The organism is Rhizobium sp. Leaf341 (genome assembly GCF_001424325.1).
Classification (GTDB): domain Bacteria; phylum Pseudomonadota; class Alphaproteobacteria; order Rhizobiales; family Rhizobiaceae; genus Ferranicluibacter.
This window is the reverse complement of the sequence record NZ_LMPE01000003.1, coordinates 329,296-352,230: the sequence shown is the minus strand read 5'-3', so window position 1 is coordinate 352,230 and position 22,935 is coordinate 329,296. Positions and strand designations below refer to the sequence as shown.

The window sequence follows — 22,935 nt, the reverse complement described above, 5'->3', positions numbered from 1 at the left end:
ACAAAAGAGGAGTGATCAGCATGACCCCAGTGACAATTACCATCTCGACGTCACCGCACGGGCCTACTCAATGAGCGGCCGCATCAAAACCGCGGGGCAATCCGCTCAACGCGAGACTGCCAGACTGAAGGAGGCTTACCTGACCCTCGCCGCCGACAGCTGCGCACCTCGGGACCCAAGATCGCAGGGTGAGCACTATCGACGCCATCTGGCCGATGCCCAGCGCGTGATCGAAAAGCTGCAGCTGAAGATCGGGGAGCTTGAAGCGGAGCGAGACAGGATCAGGCAGCGGGCAGAATACGACATGAGCTTGTGCGTGACGCGGAGCGAGGCCGAGAGGGAACGGCTAGGGGCCTTCCGGCTCGCGCGAGGCAAGGCGGCGCTACTTGCAGAAGGCGAGGGCGGAATCACTACCGAGCTGTCCAACGCCATTGAAGAAATCCCAGATATCAAACCGAAGTGGATTTAGGTATGACAATAAACAAAGACCTGTCGCGCCTCTCGGAGCTTCTGGCGTCCGCGTCGCAGCAGACCGAAAAGAAGCGCCCCGCCGCCAAGGGCTTCGCCCCAGCCAACGATAACAAGCGCGCGCCCGACGTCTTGGCGTGGCCGACCCTCGAGCGGCTAGCGTACCGCGGCGACGAACGCCGTGTGCACGCTCTGCGGCAATGGCGGAACATCTGCTTCCCCGGAACGGTCCTGCCATTTCAGCAAGACACCGACGGCAAGGATACAGAAGCGCGAGCCGAGATCCGGCCCAGCGAGGGCGAGTTGCTTGCTGCGATCGGATGGACCGTGATCGATCGCGAACGTTGGCCAGACACTGGGAGGAAAATGAACGTCTACGAAAAGGCCGAGACCATTCCGCATACGTCCCGTAATCGCAATGGCGGATCAGACACCAAGTTGGGCAACCTGCTTTTCCGCGATGGCAAGCTCATCGTCTGGGGTGAAACAGCCAAGGGACGCCCGCTCAAGCCGGTGGAGCGCTCGGGCGGGCCGAAGGGCGGAGTTTCAGCTGAGCGAACAGCAGCAGCTATCTGGGCGTATTTGGCGCTAAAGGGCGCCGTGTCTCCGCTGAAGGCCGATGGGTATCGCAAGCCGTTTTCCGGCGAGCCTGCAATCTCCTGCTCGATTGACCCGCTACCTCGCGAGGAGCCAAGCGCAAAGGACAAGGCCGGCCGGTTCGGTGTTGCCGAGGGGCGGGCGCTACTGCAGGCGCTTGGCGTGGACGGGTCGGTGCCGTTTGATCAGTTACCCTACACATCAAGCCGATGCCCAGACGCGTTGGTGCTTGGATCATGGGTCGGCGGCGTCAAGAAGCCCAAGCCGCTTGGTGAGATCTCCGCCGCTGCGGGCGGTGAGCCTGTGACCCTGCGCGAGGTCGAAGGCCAACTGTTCGTCGAGTTTCTGCGTCAACATCTCGGGAAGCATGCGAAGGTGCTCGATCTGGCAATTGGCGATGCAACGGCAAAGGAGATCGGGGTTGCGATGGGGCAGGGACCGGCCTATGCGGAGAAGCGTGGCCCGGCGCTCATCGACGATGCAATTGATGCCCTCATTGCGCTGGACGAGACGGCACGAATGGACATTGAGCCCATACCGCAGAAACTTGCGGCCTAGTGTCCGGCAAACCCGAGCGCCGCGTCGTATTTATATGAGAGCATTACTTCTGGGGTCGCTTCGGCGGCCCCTTTCTATTGGGGCGTCGGCATCGCGCGGACGTTTGAAACTCGCGGCGTTGCCGAGCCAGCCCCAACACCCATAACGAAGATGCCGCGGCCCAGTGATGCGTGACGCCTGCGCCTACAGCCCGATCAACAAGCCGGGACGGCGACTATGCTGCAGCGGTGCTTGTTCCGCTCAGCCATCTTCGTTTGCCTACACAGCAGTGTCCAGGGCTTGGCCCGCGACATCGCCTTTGCGGTGCACTGCTGTTACCCCATCGCTGCCCGCTCCGTCTCCTCGGCGCCGCAGCGATCCTGCTGGAGGTTGAGTGTGCACGGTGGCCAAGGCTATCGGTAAGCCGCGCTCCCTCCAGCTTTCGTTTTATAGCGCGGGTTAGAGAAGCGGTCATCTCGTCTGGCTCATAACCAGAAAATCATGGGTTCGAATCCCATACCCGACACCAAACATCTGTGTGTAGCTCAGCCTGGTCAGAGTACCGCACTTGGACTGCGGGAGCCGCTGGTTCGAATCCAGCCACGCAGACCATCTCACGGAGGACGGCATGGACTACGACAAGATAGCCAGCCTGCCACCACACAAACGCATTCTGCCATTCCTCATCGGCATGTGGCCTACGGTTCTGCTGGCTGCTGCCTTGGCTATTCCGCTACTTATCTTGTCGTCTTGCTCCACCGATCGCCAATGGGCTGATGTTGCTACTGTTGTGCAGCATACGCAGCCAGCCCGATGACCGACACGCGGCCATGGCGCAAGCTATACAAGACAGCCCGCTGGCGCGCTGTCCGGCAAAGGCAACTCGCTGAGCATCCGCTTTGCGAATGGTGCCTTGAGCGCGAAGAGATCACCGAAGCCAACGAGGTCCACCACCGCATCGCCCACAAGGGCGACCTTGACCTGTTCTGGTCGGGCCCGTTCCTTTCGACCTGCAAGCCTTGCCACTCCTCGAGAGGGCAGCGGGAGGACGCAGGGCAGACGGTCGTGGCCTACGGGGCGGATGGGTGGCCTCTTTAGGGGTGCCGGGGTGCCTCCGAAGTCCAGACCCCGAAAGGGCAGGGAAACGGCGTTGGGCAAACGCGTACAACGCCACATTTCAAAATATGAGGGTATGACGCCATGGCACGGCAGAGAACGCCAGCCGCCAAGGCAGCAGTCACTGGCGCTGACAAGAAGAACAAAGGCCGTTTTGAGGAGCGAAACGAGCCGATTGTCGACGGGGATCTGGGTGAGCCGTTCGCATGGCTGTCCGAAAATGCGAAGCAGGCCTGGCGCGAGCTGGCTGAAGAAATTCCGTGGCTCAACAAGAGCCATCGAGGCGTCCTCTCGATAGCGGCAAAAGTCCGCGGGCGAATGATGGGTGACATGGTCAACGGCGAGACAGATGTCGGCGTCCAGGCCATGAACCTTTACCGGCAATGCTTGGGATCAATGGGAGCTACGCCAGCAGACGCATCGAAGGCGGGAGCTAAGCCAGATGGCGAAAAGACCGACCCTGCCGACGCCTACTTCTGATGATCCAACGACTGCATATGCGCGTTCTGTCATCTCCGGCGAGACGGTCGCTGGGCCGCACGTCCGCAACGCATGCCAGCGCCATCTCGACGACCTGAAGAACGGCGCGAAACGCGGCCTGATCTGGGATCCGGCGGGCGCTGCGCGTTTTATCGGCTACTGCCGTGATGTTCTGCGCCTCAATGGCGGTCAGTTCGAAGGCCGGCCGTTCATCCTGCAGCCAAGCCAGGCGTTTATCGCCGGCTCCATCTTTGGATGGAAGCGCACGAACGAGGACGGCAAGATCGTTCGACGGTTTCGCCGCGCATATGTCGAGCAGGCAAAAGGTCAGGGCAAGTCGCCATTCGCTGGCGCGGTCGGGCTTTATTGCATGACCGCAGACGGCGAGGCGGCGGCAGAGATCTACGCGGCCGGCAAGGATAAAGCGCAGGCCTTCGTTCTGTTTCGCGACTCAGTTGCGATGTATGAGCAGTCGCCAAAGCTTTCTCGTGAACTGACGCCGTCGGGCGGAAATCCCGTCTGGAACCTGGCGCACATCAAGTCGCGATCGTTCTTTCGTCCGATCTCGCGTGAGCAGGCGCACAGCGGGCCGCGGCCTTATGTGGCGCTGGTCGACGAGTTGCACGAACATCCGAACGGCCACACGATCGAAATGCTCGAGCGCGGCTTCAAATTTCGCGATCAGCCGCTGTTGCTGATGATCACAAACTCCGGGAGCGACCGCAACAGCGTCTGCTGGGCGGAGCACCAGTGGGCGGTCAAGGTTGCGGCTGGGACGGAGACGCCTGACGACGACTTTCACTATGTCGGCGACGTCATCGGCACCAACAACTCGAGCGATGAGACGTTCAGCTATGTCTGTGCGCTCGACAAGGATGACGACCCGTTCACGGATCCGTCCTGCTGGGTGAAGGCCAACCCGCTTCTGGGTGTGACGCTCAAGTACGAGTACATCGAGGGCGTCGTCGCGCAGGCGAGGGACATCCCGTCAAAGCGCAACAACATTCTGCGGCTGCACTTCTGCGTCTGGACAGAGTCGGACACGGCCTGGATACCGCGGCCGCTGCTTGAAAAGGTCATGGCCGACTTCGATCCGTATGCCGAACACAAAGGCAAGACGATCAATGCGGCTGGGCTCGACTTGTCCGGCGCGAAGGATCTGACGGCCGCAGCCTTCATCATTGAGACGGGCACCAAGCGCGTTGTCAGAACAGATGGTGAAGAGGTTGATCTGCCCACTTACGATTTGTGGATCGAGGCTTTCACGCCGCGCGACACGATGGATGAGCGGTCCAAGGTCGACCATGTTCCTTATCGGCTGTGGAACGAGACGTTTCATAAGGATGCCAACGGCAATGACACTGGTCAGCCATACATCAACGCTCCCGAGGGCGCTCGCGTTCGTTATGACCACGTAGCGGCAATGTTCTCGCGCATCAATACGGAGCACGGCATTGGCGTTCTGGCCTTTGACCGCTATGCCTTCGACAAGTTCGAAACAGAGCTTGACGACTACGGGGTCGAGCTAAAGACGGTTGCGCATCCGCAGGGCGGCAAGCGTCGGGCTAAGCCTGACGAGGATAAGGTCGAGGCGGCGAAGGCTGCTGGCCTTGAGGCACCTTTGGGGCTCTGGATGCCTGGTTCCGTTGCGGCTCTGGAAACGCTTATCCTTGAGGGGCGCATTCGTTTGCGCCGATCTCCCGTCCTGCTTGGCGCTCTCATGGGCGTAGCAATCGAGACGGATCCGCTGATGGGCAATCAGTGGTTCAGCAAGAAGAAATCAACGGTGAGGATCGACCCGGCTGTGGCTGCTGCAATGGCGGTAGGCGCTGCGGTTGATGGCGAAGCTGCGCCAGGGGCCGACATCGGCGACTTCATCAACAACATGGTAATGGTGATCTAATGGGCCTCTTTGAGAGATGGCGCGGAGTGCCCATAAAACTCACCGACGGCGAGTTCTGGCGCGGGTTCTTCGGGCTGGGAACGACGTCAGGCGAGACGGTGACGATTGAAAGTGCGTTGCAGCTTGATGCTGTATGGGCGTGCGTTAACCTGATCCGCAATGCGTTCATCATGCTGCCGTGCTTGGTCTACAAGGCTGACGGCGTGACCGTCGACACGAGCTCCGACCTCTACAGCTTGCTCCACGACATGCCCAATATGGACGACACCGCGTCGGACTTCTGGGCAATGGTCGCGCTCTGTTTCTGCCTAGACGGCAATTTCTTTGCTGAGAAGAAGTTCAATGGAACGAGGCTGGTTGCGCTCAACCCGCTACCTCCTCTGAACGTCGACGTCTGCCGCGACAGGCGTGGCGCGCGTTATTACGAGGTACTTGAGGACGGAAAGCGCCGCCGGATCGCCGAAGACAAGATGTTCCACGTCCGTGGAGCAGTTCTGCCGGGCTGTGACCGCGGCATGTCGCCTATCGGCGTTGTGCGGAATGCAGTAGGCAATGCTCTCTCAGGTGAGCGCGTAGCAGGCAAGATGTTTGCCAACGGCTTTCAGGTTGCAGGGGTTCTGTCTTCGGACCAGATCCTGAAGCCCGAGCAGCGCAAGCAGCTGGGCGATGTCTTGGGGCAGTTCGCCGGATCTGATCGCGCCGGCAAGATCGCCGTCCTCGAGGCTGGCCTGAAATATCAGCAGCTCACCATCGATCCGAAAGACGCGCAGATGCTTGAGACGCGCCAGTACAGCGTCGAGCAGATTTGCCGCATCTTTGGTGTCCCGCCGGTCATGATCGGCCACGCGGCCAACGGCACCACGACTTGGGGCAGCGGGATCGAGCAACTAATCCTCCAGTTTACCAAGACCTGTCTTGGTCCAATGGTGAAAAGCATCGAATCCGCTATTTATCGCGACCTTCTGAGCAGCGAAACGCGCAAGCAGATGGTCGTCAAATTCTCGATGGAAGGCCTGTTGAGGGGCGATAGCGAGGCTCGGGCTGATTTCGTCTCCAAGATGATCCAGTCTGGCGTTTACACGGTCAATGAGGGCCGCGCCTACGAGAACAAGGCGCCGATCGAAGGCGGCAACCGCTCGATCGTCAACGGCACGATGACGCCGCTCGATATGCTCGGCAAAGACACCCAGGCAACGCCTGAACCGCCCGCAGCACGCGCTGCATAAGGACAAATCATGAAATTTGAACACCTGATTTCGGCCTTTCTGGCCGAACCCTGGGCGATTCAGCGCGAAAAACTGGGCATGTTGGCTGATGTTTTGGTCGCGCGAGCCGAGGGCGAGAAGCTGTTTTCGACCGAGTTTGCCGCGGCGATCGACGACGCGCGAGCAAAGGATATCGCCGAAACCGACGGAAAAGTCGCTGTTATCCCTGTCTATGGGGTGCTGGCGCAGAAAATGGACATGTTTTCCGCCATGAGCGGTGGATCGTCCTACGCCGGCATCAAAAAGGCGCTGCATTCGGCTCTTTCCAACGCGGATGTGAAAGCTGTTGTGCTCGACGTCGATAGCCCCGGCGGCACAGTCCCCGGCACGGATGAGCTTGCGACCGAAATTCGCAAGCTACGTGGCGGCGAAAAGCCGATTATCGCGCAGGTCAACAGCCTGGCAGCCAGCGCTGCCTACTGGGTGGCGTCCGCAGCCGACGAAATCGTGGTGACGCCTTCGGGACGCGCCGGATCGATCGGCGTTTACACGGCGCATGACGACGTTTCGAAAGCTCTTGAGCAGCGCGGCATCAAGCGCACGTACATTTCCGCCGGCAAGCACAAGGTCGAAGGCAACGAGACCGAGCCGCTGAGCAAGGACACGCTCGCGCATGTGCAGGATGGTGTGAACCGCTCCTACAACAAGTTCGTTGCAGCCGTCGCCGAAGGGCGAGGCACGACGGTCGGCAAGGTCGAAGACGGCTATGGTCAGGGCAGGGTGTTTTACGCCGAAAGTCTCATGGACCGTGGCATGGTTGATCGCGTTGCCACACTGGAAGAAACGCTTGATCGCTTTGGCGCCGAAACACAGCCGGCATATGTGCGGCGCGTGAAGGCAAGCAACCAGGCGCGCGCAGAGGCTGCGACCTTGCTTGCGAGCAAGATGGCGGCCGGCGAACCAATCACGAAACGTGAGTTTGAAAACGGCCTCAAGGGACTTGCAGGCTTCTCGAACTCAGAGGCAGAGCGGGCCGCTCGGCTCTACCTCAAGGCCGATCAGGGGGAGCCTGATGTCGAGACGGATGCTGCTGCTTTGACAGCGCTGAACGCGGCTCTGGCCGAAGCACGATCCTTCAAAATCAAGATCTAGGAATCCCCATGACCACTGAACTGGCAACAGGTCTCGCCGACCTGACGAAGTCGCTCGCCTCCATCAAGGAGAACGTGACCGAACTGGCGACCGAATTTACCCGCAAGACCGCCGACGGCGAGAAGATCTCTGCGGACCTCACCGACAAGACCGACAAGGCCCTTTCCGAACTCGGCGCCGTCACCACTCGCATCAGCGATCTGGAAAAGCGCGCTGCTCGCGAGAAGGAAGAGGGCGTCGAAGAGCAGAAGTCTCTCGGCCAGCTCGTCATCGACAGCAACGAGTTCAAGGCCGGCAACCTGACCGGCTCCTCACGCGCCTCGATCAAGGTCTCGGCAGAACGCGCTGCCATCACCACCGCTGATACCACGCAGGGCGCCGGCCGTTCGCCTGGTACGTCTCTGGTGCAGGGCGCTCGCGTTCCTGGCATCTTCGGCCTGCCCAATCGGCAGATGAAGATTCGCGACCTTCTCCTGAAGGGCCAGACGTCGTCCAACAACGTCGAGTACGTCAAGGAAACCGGCTTCACCAACGCGGCTGCCATGGTCGCGGAAACCACGGCGAAGCCCTACAGCGACCTGACGTTCAACATGGCGTCTGCGCCGGTTCGCACGCTGGCTCACCTTTTCAAGGCCAGCCGCCAGATCCTCGACGACGCGCCGGCCCTCAAGAGCTATATCGACGGCCGCGCTCGCTACGGTCTCGAGTTCGTCGAGGAAAACCAGCTGCTCAACGGTTCGGGCACGGGCCAGAACATCGCCGGCCTCGTCCCGCAGGCAACCGCGTTCGCACCGGCCTTCACTCCGACGTCGTCCACGGGTATCGACCGTCTCCGCCTTGCTATCCTGCAGGTCGTTCTGGCGGAGTACCCGGCCACGGCGCTCGTTCTGAACCCGATCGACTGGGCGAAGATCGAACTGACCAAGGACGCCGGCGGCAATTACATTCTGGGCAATCCCCAGGGTTCGCTGACTCCGACCCTCTGGAATCTTCCGGTCGTTGCAACGCAGGCCATGGCATCCGGCAAGTTCCTGACCGGCGCCTTCTCCTATGCCGCGCAGATCTTCGATCGCATGGACATCGAAGTCCTGCTGTCGAGCGAAAACGTGGACGATTTTGAGAAAAATATGTTCACGATCCGCGCCGAAGAGCGCTTGGCCCTGGCGGTTTACCGTCCGGAAGCCTTCGTTACCGGCGACGTGTCTGCCGCTTAATGCAGCGGGGCGCTTCGGCGCCCCTTTTCGCTAAGGAGGCGAGATGACCGATTACGTAGACGTGCAGCCGCTCAAGACGTTCGACAACGGCTCCGGTCTGAAGACCGCGGAGAGCAAGTCGTTCAAGGTCGAGCGCGGCGAAGCCAACGAGCTTCGTGCTCTCGGCCTGGTATCGTTCGAAGACGGCAAGAAGGTCGACGAACCTGTCGCTGAGGCAGAAGTCGAAGCGAAGCCCGAGCCCGAACCGGCGCCTGCAAAGGCCGTCCATACCGAGCCGAAGACGGCCAAGAAGAAAGACTAACCCAGATGGCGACACCGAAGACAAACAAGCATCGATTTGCGAGCTACATCGGCGGTGTCGCCAACCCCGTTGCGCCGGCATTTACCGTCCTGCCTGCAATCACGGGCACGGCTCGCGTTGGCCAAGTGCTGACGGCGAGCGCTGGAACCGTGACAGGAACGCCCACGCCAACCGTCGACAGGCACTGGCATGCCAATGGCGTCGGTATTCCCGGCGCCTACGGCACGACCTACACGCCCGTCGCCGATGATATCGGCAAGACGATCACGGTACGCACCCGGGCGCAGTCGCTCGCAGGGCGCTTGACTGTCACCAGCGCTGCGACGGCAGCAGTTATCGCGGCCTGACATGGCGCTGGTTGATCTCGAGCTCGCGCGCAAGCATCTGCGCATCTTTCATGAGGACGAAGACGCTGAGATCGGCGTCTATCTGGCCGCGGCGGAATCGATCGTTCTGGAGTATCTGGACAGGCCTGTCTTGCCGCTTGGCGGAACTCTTCCAGACCCTGACACGGTTGGCTACACGATGATGGTGACGCCGCCCATTGTGGCTGCCGTTCTCCTTGTCTTATCCGATCTGTACGAACGCCGTGAGGCCCCGGAGAAGGACGCAGGCGACGCCGTGCTCCAGCCGACAGTACGACGGCTTCTAGCGCCTTACCGCGTCTGGCGGCCATCCTTGGAGGATGAGACATGCACGTACGTTTCGTAGAAGATTTCGACTGGCGGCAGCCTGGCTTCACGATCGCTTACAAGGCCGGCACGTCCAAGAACGTGCGCCGGATCTGCGGCGAGGAAGCGGTTGCCAAAGGGGCGGCGGTCGCCGACGACACAAAGGCTGAGGACCCCGAAGATGGCTCGGAATCCTAGTTCAGGCGCGATGCGCGAGAAGCTGCACTTCCAGAAGCGGGATCTGATCGACGACGGGTATGGCAACGAGGTCTCCGGCCCATTTGCGACCGTCTTCACTGAGCCAGCACAGTTGGTAGCCCGGGCTGGCGGCGAAGCTGTGCAGGCCAGCCGATTGTCGGGTGTCCAGCCCTATACGGTTTGGGTTCGATCCAACGAGCGCACGCGGTCGGTCACGCCAGCCTGGCGCATCGTCGATGCTCGCTCACCGCGAGAATTCAACATCCGGACGGCGTCCAATCCAGACGGGCGCAACGGCTGGATCGAATTCTTGGTCGATGATGGGGTGGCGACGTGATCAAGGCAAAAGTGCAGGGCCGCGAGGCGCTGATGAAGCGGCTAAACGCTTTGGCGCCGAATGCTGAGAAATATGCTGCCGACGCGAAGATCGCCATCATGGAGGATTTCGCAGCCGAGATGGAGCAGAAGGCGCCAACCGGCGCGACGCTCGAATACATGCACTCGTTTGACGCTGATTTCCTGCGAAACCGACCCGCTCAGGAGCAAGTCGGCATTCAGGCGAGCAAAGACAAAGACGCAGTCGGTCTGTTCGCCGCGTGGATTTGGCGGTTTCTGGAATTTGGGACCGCTCCGCACAGCACTGCAAAGGGGGGCGGCACTGTTGCAGGCAAGAAGGCCGCCGCAGCCAATCCGGTCGGCATGCACCCAGGCACACCGGCTCAGCCGCACATTTTCCCGGCGTGGAGGGCCGTTAAGCCCCAAGCCAAAAAGCGCCTAAACGCTGCCATAAACAAAGCAGTGCGGGAGGCAATGAACAAATAATGGCCTCACCAGAACTCGAGATCCAGGGCGAAGTCGTGCGCCTGCTGAAGGCGGACGCGACCGTGACGGGGTTGGTTACCACCCGAATTTACGATCAGCCGCCAACATCACCGCCTTTTCCCTACATCAACATCGGCGAGGCTCAGACCCTACGCCGCGACGCAACCTGCCTTGAGGGCGGGGATATCTATCTGACCATGCACGCATGGTCGCGCGCGGTCGGCTTTCCGGAAGTCAGGCGCATCGCTGACGCCATGGTCGAAGCGCTGCATCTAGCGCCAATGACGCTCAGCACAAACCGTTTCATCTCAATCATGCATCGTCAGACGCGTGTCTTGCGAGATCCAGACGGCCTTACCAGCCACGCGGTCGTCGAGTTTCTTGCTCGGTACGATCGGGCCGAATAGCGGCCGCCATCACCACCACAAACGTTGCCGGCCATGTGCCGGCCTTTTTCTCTAAAGGACCAGCACATGGCACAGCAGATCGGCCGTACTCTACTCATTCAAATCGGGGACGGCGCCTCCACCGAAGTTTTTACCAATCTTTGCGGCCTGAAGACGCGCAGCTTCAGCCTCTCCGCAGGTGAAATCGACACCTCGATCCCGTCGTGCACCAATCCCGGCGACGAAGTCATCAAGACGTCGCGCCCTGGCATGGTGAACCGCACGTTCTCGGGTTCTGGCGCGTTTGTGTCGTCGACCGCGATGAGCGCGTTCATGGAAAAGGTCATCAACGCCGAGCAGTTCAACGCGAAGGTCATTGTGCCCGGGCTAGGCACCTTCACGGGCCCATTCTTCGTGACCGACTTCGAGTTCTCTGGCGACATGGAGAACAACATGGAATTCAGCGCAACCTTCGTTCCGGCCGACGCCATCACGTTTGTTGCGGCGGTGTAATCCATGGCAGAACCCGTGAACCTGGCGCGCGGCGAAGTCGCGCTCAAGATCGAAGATGTCGACCTTGTTCTGGCCGGCACGATGAACGGTCTGGCTGCCGTGTCCGCGGCACTTCAGTGCAAGTCGCTGTCCGATCTGTGGCAGCGGTTGGCCGGCGTCGAGATTGCCGCCACCCTGGCTGCGATCCAGTTCCTTACGATCAAGGGCGACAAGGCTGCAGCACTCGAGAAGATCCAGTTGCGCCATTTCGCCGACTGTTCGGTTGCTTTCAACGACCTGATTTCCGCCCACCTCGATGAGGCCGGCGAAAAGGGAAACGAAAGCGCCGCGCCGGCAAAGAAGACCGGGGCGGCGAAGAGCTAAACACCGAGCAGCAGCTGCGTCAGTGGCTGCGCACGGCGCATAAGATCGGCTGGCGTCCGCCCGACTTCTGGGCGGCCACGCTCGTCGAGTTCTTTGAGGCGATCGAAGCACATAACGACGATGGCGGCGAAGAGGCAGGCGGTGCGCCGTCTGAACGCGAGATGCGCGAGCTTATGGAGAGGCATGGGGGTTAGTACCCCCTGTCCTTGCAGTCTTGATAGAGGGCAGGCGCGAAGCCTTTGTTCTTCTCAGCCAGAGCGCAAGTTTCCCGCACTTGCTGTTCTTTCTCGTCTGCAGCGCGCTGCGTTGCGACGGTGTTTTTCTTGATCGCGTAATAGGCGCCGCCTGCAATTATCACGACGCACGCCACGGCGATCAGCGCCTTAAGCCAGCCATCCATTCTCCACTCCCTAGGCCCGCAACTCCTGCGGGCTTTCTCGCATGCTAGGACACTTGCCGATGGCTGACAATTCCGATGACCTGATCATCTCGATTAGCACGGACCTTGCCACGGTTCGCCGCAGCCTCAAAAGGCTAGAAGCCGACATTGCCGCATCGTCGAGCAAGGTCGAAAAGCAATTTGACGGCATGGGCAAGGGTATCGACAAGTCGATGTCTACGGCCCTACAGGCCCGCATCGACAAGATGGTCGGTATCGGTACGCAGGGTGCCAAAGAGTGGAGCGGAGCTCTTGCCGACCAGGGCAAGGAGCTCGAACGTCTTCGGGCGAAATACAACCCGCTCTTTTCCACGATCAACAATTATAAGCAGTCGATCGCCGACATCAGGCGGGCACATTCTATCGGCGCGATCTCCGCGACGGAGATGACTGCTGCCATCACGAAAGAGCGCCAGGCTGCACTTGCATCAACGGCCGCCATCAAGGGCCGCAACGCGGCTTTGGCCGATACGCCGGCGCAACGTAGCGGCGCTCAAGGCGTCAGTTCATACAACACCTCTAATATCGCTGCTCAGTTTCAGGATATCGGCGTAACCGCCATGGGCGGGATGTCGCCGCTCCAGATCGCTTTGCAGCAGGGCACGCAGCTGTCCGCGGTGTTCAATGATCTGAAGTCAAGCGGCTCAAGTCTTGGGTCTGCACTGGGCGCGGCTTTTGCATCGGTTGTTTCACCTATTTCGCTTGTGACGATCGGTGTGGTTGCGGCCTCCGCTGCGGCAATTCAGTATTTCAGCAGCATTGAGTGGGGCGGGGCCAAATCAGCGGAGACGCTGAAGAAGGAAGCCGAGCTCATCTCTGCGGTGTCTCAGAAGTGGGGTGAGGCTCTTCCAGAGCTGAAGGCCTACAACGACGAGCGAGAACGCGCTCAACAGACGAAAGATATCAAAGACGCCTCGGCTGCGGTTGCGGATAAGCAGTGGACTGAACTTCGCCAGAAGGTCGATGACGTCAATATTGCCATGGCTGACACCGCTTCGCAGTTGCAGCAGTTGGGCAAAGACGAAGGTCAGGTCGGAAATCTGCAGCGTGATTTCGCGGCGCTAGAAAAGGCAATCAACGATGGCACGGCCACGTCAGAAATGGCGCGGAAGGTTCAGCAGGACCTAGCAGCGATCATAGCCGACGGCTCGACACCAGCCGTTGATGATTTCGCGCGTGCTTTGTCACTGTTGCCGGCGCTTCTTGATGAAGCTTCTAAGAAGGCATCTGAACTCACAAAACGCGGCGCTGAGGCGGCGAACACGCTCAAAGTGCTGGCAGCCCTCAATCAGGGAAGCGGCAGCCCCGACGGCGTGCAAGACTACCGCCTGCGCGACCAGCTGCGCCGTCAGGAAGAGAACGCAAACCCAACAGTCACCAACCCGCAGGGCGTGACTGTGGCGGTTCCGGTGCCAGGCCAGAAGCCTGTGCAATTGGGCGAGGAACCTGCCAAACTCGACGCCGCGTCCAAAAAGGCACAGACATCTGCCGAGAAGGCCCGCAACGCTTACCGCGACCTGATCAAATCGGCCGATGACCGCATCGAGCAGATGCGTCTTGAGCTCGAGATCACAGGCCAATACGGCACGGCTACCGATGCCGCACGCTTTCGCCTTCAGCTTCTGCAGGATGCGCAGGACAAGGGTCGGACGATCGGCGACAAAGAGCGCGCGGAGATCGAAACGCGCGTTGCGGCTTATGCCGGCTACTCCGAGGCATTGGCGAAGGCCAAACTGCAGCAGGATCTACTGACAGATGCCCGCATGCGTGGCATGTCTGCGCAAGACCAGAAGATCGTCCAGATGCAGCGCCAGTATGGTCTGCAGGAGGATCCAAACAGCGCTACAGGCCAGGCAATTGCTCGGTCGTTGCAACTGGATGAGATCCAGTCCGCATCCGACCAGTTTATCGACAACCTCAGCGGCGCGCTCTTGAGCGGTGGCGAGGATATCGGCAAGAAGCTGGGCGACATGATCCTGCAGGAGCTTCTGTCTTCCGCACAGAAGCAGCTTTCAGGCATCCTAAAGCAGGTGTTTGGGGCGCTGTTGCCTGGAGGGGCAGGGTCTGCCGCTGCACCAAGTGCAGTCGGGGCTATTGGCAGCGTTGCTTCCGCAGCAGCCCCCGCAGGCACCGTCGTTCGCGGCGGAAGTGCCGTGGATCTTGCTAGCAACCTTCTTGGCCAAAGCGAGCGAAGCCCTGGAAACATCAACGCCTTCCTCAAGAAGGGCGGGGTGGACATCAATGCGGCTCAAACCGCTTGGTGCGCGGGCTTTGTCAACTCTTCGCTTGAGCAGGTCGGCGTCAAAGGCTCCGGTTCGCTGACGGCGAACTCTTTCCAAAACTGGGGCACCAAGATTGCGCCGGGCCTCGCGCAAAAAGGCGACGTTCTTCTTCAGACCAATGGTTCCGGGGCTGGGCAGTCTGGCGGACACGTCGGGTTTGCTACAGGCGCAACGCGCGTGGCCAACGGCCAGCAGCAACTGCAAATGCTCTCGGGCAACTCGTCCGACTCGGTAATGAACAGCTGGGTCAGCGCCACAGAGGTTCAGGTCCGCCGTTCTACCGAGGCAGCCGGAGCGCTGGCCAAGGTTGCGCAGTCTTCCGGCGCAGCCACTCAGGGCCTCGGCAGTCTGGCAAATGCTTTCCCAGAGGCACCACAAGCGGGCGGCGGCATGAGTTGGTTGTCCAAGCTGTTCATGCCGAACTTCGTCCCGAACGGCGCACAGGCAACGATCGCTGCTGGCGGCGGCATCGGCCTCTACGACTCCGGCGGCTACACCGGCCCAGGCGGCAAGATGACGCCCGCCGGCATCGTGCACAAAGGCGAGTACGTCTTTGATGCAGAGTCCGTGCGACGCCTCGGGGTGCCAAACCTCGAGCGGCTTCGCGGATACGCCTCGGGCGGTATGGTGGGCGCACCCGTCGCACCGCGCCTCAACAAACGCCAGTCGATCGACACCGGCCAGAACACGCCCCGCGACTTGAACGTCAATGTCAGCGGTGCGTCCGGCGATCCGCATGTGCGCGAACTCGTGCGGCAAGGCGTTCAAGAAGCGCTTGCCGCTGATCGCGAGCAACAGCGACGCGGCGGGTTCGGCAACATGCAGAGTAAGTTCGCCAGCCAGAAGGGGTAATAATGGCCCGATACCTAAACGTGCCTACCCTTGAGGCGAACTTCCTGGCGCCGCTTAAGACGACGTTCGACGTCCAGGGATCATCCCTTGACGGCGGACGCAACAGCTTCGGCGAAGGCATCACGATGGAGATGACGGGTGGCGGTGTCGTGACCGCCACCTACGAAGACTGCAAGATCAAAGACAAAGAGCAGTTTCGCTACATCAACCAGCTTGGGGCGCGGCTGAACGGATCCTTCCGGTTTGTAAACGTCCCGATCATCACAGACTGGTTTGGGCCGTTTCCGGCTGCGGGTCGTCTTCCTTCCTTATCGGTGGGCAACATCCCGCATTCTGACGGCTCGTTCTTTTCCGACACGTCCGGCTACAGCCAGACGACGGTATGGGGTGCCGTGACGGAAGCGGCTGCGCTGAATGCCGGCATCTTGAAGCTGAAGATCTACGGCATGCCGCGCAGGCTTGACTGGTCGGAATGGTTCTCGATCTATCATCCAACGAAGGGGTGGCGGGCTTACAGGTTCTGGGACATCCTGGAAGCGAAGCCCGCTTTGCCCGACGGGGTGGACGTCATCGACGGAGCATCACGACCTTTCCAGCAGTACCGCTTGGCGATCGGCCCGGCACTGCGTGAAGCGGTTCCGGTCGGCACGCGTGTCGAGTTCGCGCGCCCTCGCTTCGTTGCCAAGTTTCCGGCCGGCTTCACGCTGCCATCAGTCGTCGAGGCGTTCTTCGTCACGCAGCAATCCATCCAGTTTACCGAGGCGTTTTGATGGGCTGGGTACCAGACAACATCATCCAAGAGCTGCGCGGCAGCCACCAGCTCGGCATCTTCATGCGGGTGGACACTGATCCTGCACTGCACCTATGGTTCGGCGTAAACGACATGCCGATCGGCTTTGACAGCATTGATCCGGATGGGACGGTCTACCTGGGTGGCGGAAGGCTGCAGGGCATCCCGACGCTCGAGATCCTCGTCAACGGGACGTCGGATAGTGTCGAGTTCACGATCTCCGGAATTGAGCCAGAGGCCGGCTCCAAGATGATCAACAGCCTTCCACCCGTCCGCGGCGCAGAAGTCCATATGGGCATCACGACGCTGGATCAATATTTCCAGCCAATGAGCAAGATCATCCCGCTCTGGCAAGGCACGGCCTCGCATATCGGAGAGGCCAGCCCGGCGGTTCAGTCGGGGCAGAGCCCCTCTTTGACGCTCTCCCTGGCTGTTGCCGCTGGCAATGAGACCAGATCGCGCCCGTCGCGGTCTCTCTGGTCGAGCGCGCATCAAAAGGCGATCTACCCGACCGACAAGTTCTGTGACGGAACGGCCCGTCTTGCGCGGGGCGTCCAGCCCTCTTGGCCGCAATACGGCTAACGCCGGCAAGGTGACTCCATGACATCGCTGACAGAGTATGCGGCCCTCCCGCACCGCTGGGTGTGGGGTGGGATGGGCGGTCATGACTGCACGACATTCTGCGCGCGCTGGGTTGAGATCGTCACAGGTAAAAATCCAGGCGCTGGCCTGATCGGCACCTACTCTTCGCGTGAGGAGGCAAATGCCCTTATCGCGTCTCATGGCGGCATTGAGCGCATGCTCGACGAACGCTTGGGGCAGGTCGGCATCAGCCGCGCTAAAGCCCCGCGGTCCGGGGACGTAGGCCTGATCTCCGCACCCGTCGGTTTCGACGCCACGGGCATCACCAACAAACAGATTCCCGCCATCCGCTTCGGCCCCTTGTGGCTGGCGATGTCGGCGCGCGGTCCTGTTGCAAAGCAGGCAACGCATAGCGCTGCCTGGAGAATTGAATGATCAGAGACGAGCGCTTTTATTCGCACTCATACGCGACGCCTGATCAACGGATTCTGTGGGAGCACACGCTTAGACGCACGACAACGCTCTATCCGATCGCGCGACGCGACCCGATCTTCACGCCACTGTTCGTCGCCATGGGCCTGACAGGCACGATTGCCGGCACGACAATTACGACTGCGTCGATCGCCTCCGCAATTGCCACAACGGCGCTGACATTCGGCCTTCAGATGTTGATGGCGCCAAAACCGCCGAAGCCCGAGGATGGCAAAGCGCCAAAGACTCAGGCAATCCCTTATCGCGCCTGGTGCGTTGGCACGAACCGCATGGCCGGCGCCTACATGCTTTGGGAGTCGCTTGGGAACAACCTTGTTGCCATCCAAGCGATTGCTGGCCACCCTGTTTCTGCCTACAAGCGTTTTTGGCTGCACGATGACGTCGTCGAGCTCGCGGACCTCGATGCAGTCGGTCAGCGCAAGACCTCTGGCGATCCTTACCGCGATAACGTCTACATCTTCCGGCGGCTCGGAAGCGAAAGCGCCGCGGCTCTTCATTATCAGAACATCATCGACCGTTACGCTGACAAACCAGCGTCAGAGCGCCTTTGGACGTCTCAGCATCTCGGCTTTGGTCAGGCATCCGTCGCGCTGTTGGCGCGTGCGGCCAAAGCCAAGGACCAGCAGAGCCGGTTTCCCTACGGTGTACCGAACCTGACCGCCGAAGTTGACGGTGCCAAGTGCTGGGATTTCAGGAACGCGGCACAGAGCCCGACGAACCCTGCGACATGGACGTTTACGAAGAACTCCGCGCTCATTCTGGCGTGGCATCTGTGCTTTAGCGAGTTCGGCGAGCGGCTGGATTATACGAAGGCCCTCTTGCCGACGCTCGATCTTTGGAAAGAAGAGGCCGACATCTGCGATGAGGCCGTTCCGCTTCTCGGAGGCGGCACAGAGAAGCGCTACGAGTGCAACGGCTGGGACACGGCAGAAAACAGCCCAAAGGCCGGCTTGAACGCCATCCTTGCAACCTGTGACGGCCATCTGGTCGTTCGCGGCGACGGCGCCCGTATTCTGACAGTGGGCAAGTTCCGCGAAAGCCGGTGCGTCACTCTGACGGATGCCGACATCATCGGGCACTCGATTCAGTACGATGTCCTCTTCGAAGACGAGATCAACCGCCTCGTTCCGAAGTTCACGTATCCGGAGGTCGACTACGCGACCGCTGACACCGACTATTTCGAGGACATCCCGGCGCAGATCAACGCAGGTCGGGTTCTTTCCGAGGAGGCCGAATACACGTGGGTCCAGCAGTGGCGGCAGGCTCGCCGACTTGGCAAGCGGGAATGGCTCCGGATCCAGCAGAAGGTCAACGGTTCGATCGATGTCTGGAACTCAGGAATCAACGCGGTCTACAGCCGCTGGGTAAGGCTTGCTACGCCGATCCGCCTTCCGCGGCTCGATGGAAAGATCGTCGAAAACCGCAGAGCCGTCGTTGCCCTGACGAAGGGCGGCTTCTCGATGGATATCAAGGCACATCCAAGTGACATCGACGTCTGGATACCAGCCACAGACGAGGGCAAGCAGCCGCCTGTTCCGCCCAAGCAGAGCAAGGACAACATCCCGATACCAGTCATCAATCTGGTTCAGTCAAAAGCCAATGGCTCGAGCGTTTACATTCGCGTGGACGTCATAGATCCGAGCGATGACAGCCTGACACCAACGGTTCGCTTCCGCCTGTCCGATGACGGGACAGGCAATCCAGGGGAATGGGTGGAGCAGAGTTTTCCTGATGCTGTCCCGTCAGGCGGCTTCATCAAGATGAATACGAATGTCGTGCCGTCTAACAAGCTGCTTGATATTCAGGTCGCTTTCATGACGTCGAAGAAGACAGGCACATGGTCGCTTGTGGCGCAGGTTTCGTCGACCGTCGATTCCACCGCGCCAGCAGTCGCTGAAGCTCTGTCGTGGACATCACCGACGTTCAGCGCGCGCGCGGCCAACGCCACAGCCTCACAGGGTCGAACTGCGTACCTTACCTTCAAGATCGGTACGACGGCGCAAACCTTCGCGGCGGCAACCCTTATCAACAAGCTGGCCGCCGCACCTGGCGACGTTCGTTACGTGCAGCCAACACCCGTAGCCGGGACAATCCGACGCCTTTGGGTGCAGCCCGAAAACGGTTCCGGCGTCGTCGGCCCGACCGCCTACCTGGATGTGACCTTCCCATGACGCAAACCGATGAACGAGCAATGGTGGCAGCCGCTGACCAGGCGGCCGCTGATGCCAAGACGACCGCGAAAGCGGCGCAGGATCTGGCATCGGCGATCGACAGCAGCATCAAGGCTGGTGCTCTCGTCTGGGAGTATTACTACACGATCACACAGGCTTTGCCGGTGTCGGTCGCGCTTTCAGGTCTCCGGCTTTCAGCTCCCGCGGCCAAAGCGAAAGTCGGGGATCTTGTTTTTATCCACCAGGCTGAGCGACCCAAGGTCGGGGCACTGACGCTCGGCTTCATCTTCGTGCAGTCAACCGGCTTTGTGAACGCAGATGGCGCGATCGACGTGAACTGCGTTCTACCGCCAATCAGCGCGGTTGGCGCCTTGTCGGTTCCGCTCCGGCTTCGCGGCTTCCGCCCGCCGTCCGCCTGATCACCGCAACAATTTGAACATCTCGCACCCTGCCTTCGGCGGGTCGCTTCCGCATGGAGAACAGCCGTATGGGACAGATCACTGACCTGGCAAAAACCGTATATGCACTTGGTCCCTCGACGGCGCCATCCCAGCCCGACAAAAGCCAGATCGTTTCTCTGTTTCAGCTTCTGGAAACGATTCTGGGCACAGCGATCAGTGGGCTGGTCATCGGCAATTCGGTCGTCTACGCGACGCGTGCAGCGCTTTATGCGGCAGCCGCAAGACCCGCCGGCAGCTTGGCTATCGTCTACAACGACAGCAACCAAGCTTATAACGGCGTCTATGTGACGAATGGTGGGACTGGTTCGGCGGCGTGGTCGCTGACCAGTCTGATCCCGCCCAGCAGTTTCGTTGCGGACCTTTCCAACGTTGTTTCCGGGCTTGCCGCGGAGGTTGCCGCTCGCACCACGACCACTGATGAAGTCGTGGCCGCGCGCAGTGGTCAGCCGAGCCTTACGGCGCGCTTCACCACGGAAGTTGCAGCCCGCACCGCCGGCGATGCGAAGGTGAAGGCGTCGTTCGGCCGAGCCTTGTCGGGGACACGTTCGCGCGGCGGCAAAACCCCAATGTCGAAGGGCAATGCCGGGGCGGTGACATGGTTTGACGCGCTCCTGCAGCGGGTTCGGTCATACGGCGATCCCCTGACGGGACACGCGGTTCGTCGGGCCGGCTGGATCGTCCCGATGGTCAACCGGATGGGAGCGATCATCGGTGGCATGGCGCGCGATGGCGAATGGTATTCGCCCGGCGCTGTTTCTGCTCCGATGGCATATCCGGTCGTCGTAACCGATGGCAATCGAGCACAGGCGCATGTCGCTGATGGCGCGGTCGAGCGGCGTCTGTCGCTCTACGAGAGCCCTGTGCGCGCCAGCAAAGTTGCAGCTCCCGGCCTGGTGAGGTCGGCATGCGCGGATGGTTCGATCCGGCATTCTTCCTATCGAGGGCAGGGGGTCGATCTGGCGCCCGACAATGCGCTGCGCCTCATCATCAAAATGGGCCAGTCCCTGGGGTATGGAGGCGTCAATAACGACCCTGCCGCCTACATCACGCAAGCGCCGTCGCCGCGGGTGTTGATGTGGCAGCAAGGCGTCGTGCCAGCCGGGGCTTCACAGGCAGCTATTGCCGCGTCTGCACTGACCACCATGGTACCCGCTTTCGAGCAGGTTATATCGGCAAACTTCGGCGAAACAGGCGACGTCGCGCTGGCCTGGATGCTGAACGGCCCGGCTGGGCGGCGAGGTGGCTCGACCTATCAGGTCGCCAACTTCTGCAAGGGCAACACGCCTTACAGCGGGATCAAGAAAGGCACGGTGCCTTACGCCAATGCGATCGCGCATCTTCAGGCCGTCAAAGCATGGTGCACGGCCAACGGCTACACGCCGGTCATCGAGGCGCTGATCTTCGATCACGGCGAGAACGACAGCGCGGCTGATGTTAGCGAGGCGACGTTCCAAGGGTATCAGGTCGAACTGCTGACCGACTTCTCTGCCGATGCCGCTGCAATCTTCGGGGTCACACAGTTCTGGCCCATGTTCGTGGTCCAGAAGGGCATCTTTCGCAGCGGTCTCTTGTCCGGCCCGTCGCTTGCGCAAGCCAACTGCAACGCCGCCAATAGCCGTATGTTCTGCGTCGGCCCGCAGTACATGATCGACTTCCAGGACTTCTACCATCCTCCATCCTGGATGCACCGAGTTCGCACGGCATACATCGGCAAAGCGATCAGATCGCGCCTGATGACGAACGAGGACACGTGGTCTCTCCTGAAGGCCGTCTCCGGCACGATCGTTGGGCAAGGATTCGAGCTCGTCTTCAACGTGCCGCGGGGGCCGATCCAGCTCGACACGTCCATCGTCTCCGACCCTGGGACGATGGGCATCACCTACACGGACGACAGCACCACCCCGGCCGTCATTTTGCCCGGTTCGCTGAGGGTGAGTGGCCCGGACCGGATTGTCGGGTCGTTCGACAAAATGCCGACCGGCGGCAATCGAAAGATCCGGATCGGCTGGGCAGCCGGCACCAACGCGGCGCAGGGCCGCATCAACGGGCCGAGAACCTGCATCCACGACAGCGATATGGAGGCATGCCCGGCCACCGGCTGGCTTCTCCTCAACTATGCAATCCATCAGGAGATCAGCCTATGAGCTATAACCTTGCCGTTCCCGGCCCGTCTGTTGCCGGCTTGCCGATGCCAACCCTTTCGGCGAGCGAGGCGGCAGCCTTGGAAACGCCCGGGCTCATCGAGCGCATCTCGGCGCGCGACCCGGCCTATTCCGAGACGGGCCTTGCCTATTACGGCGGCGTTTCCGGCGGGCTCTGGCGGGGCCGTGGTGGCGCTTTTGCGGATAAACAAAGTCTCGGGCGGCCGTCAGTTCGCTTCAATGCGGGTGGATTTGCCTACGTCACGGGACAACTGGCCCTGCCGCCATCCTACACGATCTATGTGTTGGGCCGCGTGAATGCAGCCAAGAGCTTCAACTCGTTGTTCTCCTCACTATCTCAGACGGATGCTCGTGCATGGATGTGCATGGACGCCGCAAGGACTTTGCGGCTCATCCACGGGGCGGGACAGGTGGGGACGACAGCCACGGTCGCAGACGGCGCATCGTTCGTTGCCATGGCTTCGTTTGATCTCGCAACACTGACCGGCGCTGTTTCGCTCAACTCGCTGGGCGGGTTGGTTACCGGCGCCTTGCCCATTCAGAAGGGCAGCCCCGTGTCGTCGATCGGCGGAATTCAAAGCACCGACAACGACACGACAGCCCTGCACACGCTCAACGGCTGGATCGAAGAGGTCTGGATCTATTCAGGATCTCACGGGCTCGACGGCGCGGACGACACGCGTGCCGCCATTATCGGGCACCTGGCTGCCTACGGCGGCGTGACGCTTTCCTGATCACTGCTGCTGCGGTCGGGCGGGCATGATGCGTGTCGTTTGAA

At 60.8% G+C, this 22,935-nt stretch carries 26 protein-coding genes and 2 tRNA genes; 27 read left to right on the top strand and 1 reads right to left on the bottom strand.

Annotation, left to right across the window (positions count from 1 at the left end; all coding sequences use genetic code 11):
* Positions 1-70: 70 nt before the first annotated feature.
* From ASG03_RS03340 to ASG03_RS03255, 19 genes are all read left to right on the top strand, one after another.
* Positions 71-469, top strand: a complete 399-nt coding sequence (locus tag ASG03_RS03340; protein WP_062692193.1) for a hypothetical protein — start codon at positions 71-73, stop codon at positions 467-469.
* Between the two features lie 2 nt (positions 470-471).
* Entirely contained in the window at positions 472-1,623 is a 1,152-nt protein-coding gene (locus ASG03_RS03335; protein WP_062692192.1) for a hypothetical protein, read from the top strand.
* A 433-nt stretch (positions 1,624-2,056) separates the two neighbouring features.
* Positions 2,057-2,131 (top strand) — tRNA-Met (locus ASG03_RS03330).
* A gap of 5 nt (positions 2,132-2,136) precedes the next feature.
* Positions 2,137-2,214 (top strand) — tRNA-Pro (locus ASG03_RS03325).
* A 16-nt stretch (positions 2,215-2,230) separates the two neighbouring features.
* The gene (locus ASG03_RS21335) at positions 2,231-2,419 is read left to right on the top strand and encodes a hypothetical protein (RefSeq protein WP_156381718.1); all 189 of its coding nucleotides are present in this window, start codon (positions 2,231-2,233) and stop codon (positions 2,417-2,419) included.
* Positions 2,420-2,802: 383 nt separating this feature from the next.
* A complete protein-coding gene (locus ASG03_RS03315) occupies positions 2,803-3,198 on the top strand; it encodes a hypothetical protein (RefSeq protein ID WP_062468587.1) in 396 nt (131 codons plus the stop codon).
* Positions 3,161-5,101 carry a terminase large subunit gene (locus ASG03_RS03310; protein ID WP_062692188.1) on the top strand — a complete coding sequence of 647 codons (1,941 nt, stop codon included), beginning with the start codon at positions 3,161-3,163 and terminating at the stop codon, positions 5,099-5,101. Before ASG03_RS03315 ends, ASG03_RS03310 begins: the two co-directional genes overlap by 38 nt.
* Before the next feature lie 26 nt (positions 5,102-5,127).
* Entirely contained in the window at positions 5,128-6,327 is a 1,200-nt protein-coding gene (locus ASG03_RS03305) for a phage portal protein (protein WP_244475141.1), read from the top strand.
* 9 nt (positions 6,328-6,336) lie between these two features.
* Positions 6,337-7,458: a S49 family peptidase gene (locus ASG03_RS03300; RefSeq protein WP_062692184.1), complete on the top strand. Its 1,122-nt coding sequence runs from the start codon at positions 6,337-6,339 to the stop codon at positions 7,456-7,458.
* 8 nt (positions 7,459-7,466) lie between these two features.
* Positions 7,467-8,672 (top strand): phage major capsid protein, encoded by a 1,206-nt coding sequence (locus ASG03_RS03295; protein WP_062692181.1) that lies wholly within the window; start codon positions 7,467-7,469, stop codon positions 8,670-8,672.
* Between the two features lie 43 nt (positions 8,673-8,715).
* Complete coding sequence (locus ASG03_RS03290) at positions 8,716-8,973, top strand: hypothetical protein (protein WP_062692179.1); 258 nt, start codon at positions 8,716-8,718, stop codon at positions 8,971-8,973.
* 5 nt (positions 8,974-8,978) lie between these two features.
* Positions 8,979-9,320, top strand: a complete 342-nt coding sequence (locus ASG03_RS03285; protein ID WP_062692176.1) for a hypothetical protein — start codon at positions 8,979-8,981, stop codon at positions 9,318-9,320.
* 1 nt (position 9,321) lies between these two features.
* A complete protein-coding gene (locus ASG03_RS03280) occupies positions 9,322-9,684 on the top strand; it encodes a head-tail connector protein (protein ID WP_062692173.1) in 363 nt (120 codons plus the stop codon).
* The gene (locus ASG03_RS21740; protein WP_200934675.1) at positions 9,666-9,842 is read left to right on the top strand and encodes a hypothetical protein; all 177 of its coding nucleotides are present in this window, start codon (positions 9,666-9,668) and stop codon (positions 9,840-9,842) included. Before ASG03_RS03280 ends, ASG03_RS21740 begins: the two co-directional genes overlap by 19 nt.
* Positions 9,826-10,179 (top strand): head-tail adaptor protein, encoded by a 354-nt coding sequence (locus ASG03_RS03275; protein ID WP_062692172.1) that lies wholly within the window; start codon positions 9,826-9,828, stop codon positions 10,177-10,179. Before ASG03_RS21740 ends, ASG03_RS03275 begins: the two co-directional genes overlap by 17 nt.
* Complete coding sequence (locus tag ASG03_RS03270; protein ID WP_062692171.1) at positions 10,176-10,664, top strand: HK97 gp10 family phage protein; 489 nt, start codon at positions 10,176-10,178, stop codon at positions 10,662-10,664. The genes ASG03_RS03275 and ASG03_RS03270 overlap by 4 nt, the downstream gene beginning before the upstream one ends.
* A complete protein-coding gene (locus tag ASG03_RS03265) occupies positions 10,664-11,071 on the top strand; it encodes a DUF3168 domain-containing protein (RefSeq protein ID WP_062692170.1) in 408 nt (135 codons plus the stop codon). The genes ASG03_RS03270 and ASG03_RS03265 overlap by 1 nt, the downstream gene beginning before the upstream one ends.
* A 66-nt stretch (positions 11,072-11,137) precedes the next feature.
* Positions 11,138-11,563: a phage tail tube protein gene (locus ASG03_RS03260; protein WP_062468558.1), complete on the top strand. Its 426-nt coding sequence runs from the start codon at positions 11,138-11,140 to the stop codon at positions 11,561-11,563.
* Between the two features lie 3 nt (positions 11,564-11,566).
* Positions 11,567-11,926, top strand: a complete 360-nt coding sequence (locus ASG03_RS03255; protein WP_062692169.1) for a hypothetical protein — start codon at positions 11,567-11,569, stop codon at positions 11,924-11,926.
* A gap of 190 nt (positions 11,927-12,116) precedes the next feature.
* On the opposite strand, the gene ASG03_RS03245 is transcribed toward ASG03_RS03255, so the two are convergent.
* On the bottom strand, positions 12,117-12,326 hold the full coding sequence (locus ASG03_RS03245) for a hypothetical protein (RefSeq protein WP_062692164.1): 210 nt from the start codon (positions 12,324-12,326) through the stop codon (positions 12,117-12,119).
* 59 nt (positions 12,327-12,385) lie between these two features.
* Between ASG03_RS03245 and ASG03_RS03240 the strand changes: the two genes are divergently transcribed.
* The 8 genes from ASG03_RS03240 to ASG03_RS03205 all read left to right on the top strand — a co-directional run bounded on the left by ASG03_RS03240 (position 12,386) and on the right by ASG03_RS03205 (position 22,891).
* Positions 12,386-15,499: a phage tail length tape measure family protein gene (locus tag ASG03_RS03240; RefSeq protein WP_062692162.1), complete on the top strand. Its 3,114-nt coding sequence runs from the start codon at positions 12,386-12,388 to the stop codon at positions 15,497-15,499.
* A gap of 2 nt (positions 15,500-15,501) precedes the next feature.
* Complete coding sequence (locus tag ASG03_RS03235) at positions 15,502-16,269, top strand: hypothetical protein (RefSeq protein WP_062692160.1); 768 nt, start codon at positions 15,502-15,504, stop codon at positions 16,267-16,269.
* Positions 16,269-16,871, top strand: coding sequence for a hypothetical protein (locus ASG03_RS03230; RefSeq protein WP_062692158.1), 603 nt, complete (start codon positions 16,269-16,271; stop codon positions 16,869-16,871). Before ASG03_RS03235 ends, ASG03_RS03230 begins: the two co-directional genes overlap by 1 nt.
* 18 nt (positions 16,872-16,889) lie before the next feature.
* The gene (locus ASG03_RS03225; protein WP_062692156.1) at positions 16,890-17,306 is read left to right on the top strand and encodes a DUF6950 family protein; all 417 of its coding nucleotides are present in this window, start codon (positions 16,890-16,892) and stop codon (positions 17,304-17,306) included.
* Positions 17,303-19,534, top strand: coding sequence for a hypothetical protein (locus ASG03_RS03220; RefSeq protein WP_062692153.1), 2,232 nt, complete (start codon positions 17,303-17,305; stop codon positions 19,532-19,534). Before ASG03_RS03225 ends, ASG03_RS03220 begins: the two co-directional genes overlap by 4 nt.
* Positions 19,531-19,953 (top strand): hypothetical protein, encoded by a 423-nt coding sequence (locus ASG03_RS03215; RefSeq protein WP_162241356.1) that lies wholly within the window; start codon positions 19,531-19,533, stop codon positions 19,951-19,953. The genes ASG03_RS03220 and ASG03_RS03215 overlap by 4 nt, the downstream gene beginning before the upstream one ends.
* 68 nt (positions 19,954-20,021) lie before the next feature.
* Positions 20,022-22,139: a hypothetical protein gene (locus tag ASG03_RS03210; RefSeq protein ID WP_062692149.1), complete on the top strand. Its 2,118-nt coding sequence runs from the start codon at positions 20,022-20,024 to the stop codon at positions 22,137-22,139.
* Positions 22,136-22,891 (top strand): hypothetical protein, encoded by a 756-nt coding sequence (locus ASG03_RS03205; protein WP_062692148.1) that lies wholly within the window; start codon positions 22,136-22,138, stop codon positions 22,889-22,891. The genes ASG03_RS03210 and ASG03_RS03205 overlap by 4 nt, the downstream gene beginning before the upstream one ends.
* The last annotated feature ends 44 nt before the right edge of the window (positions 22,892-22,935 follow it).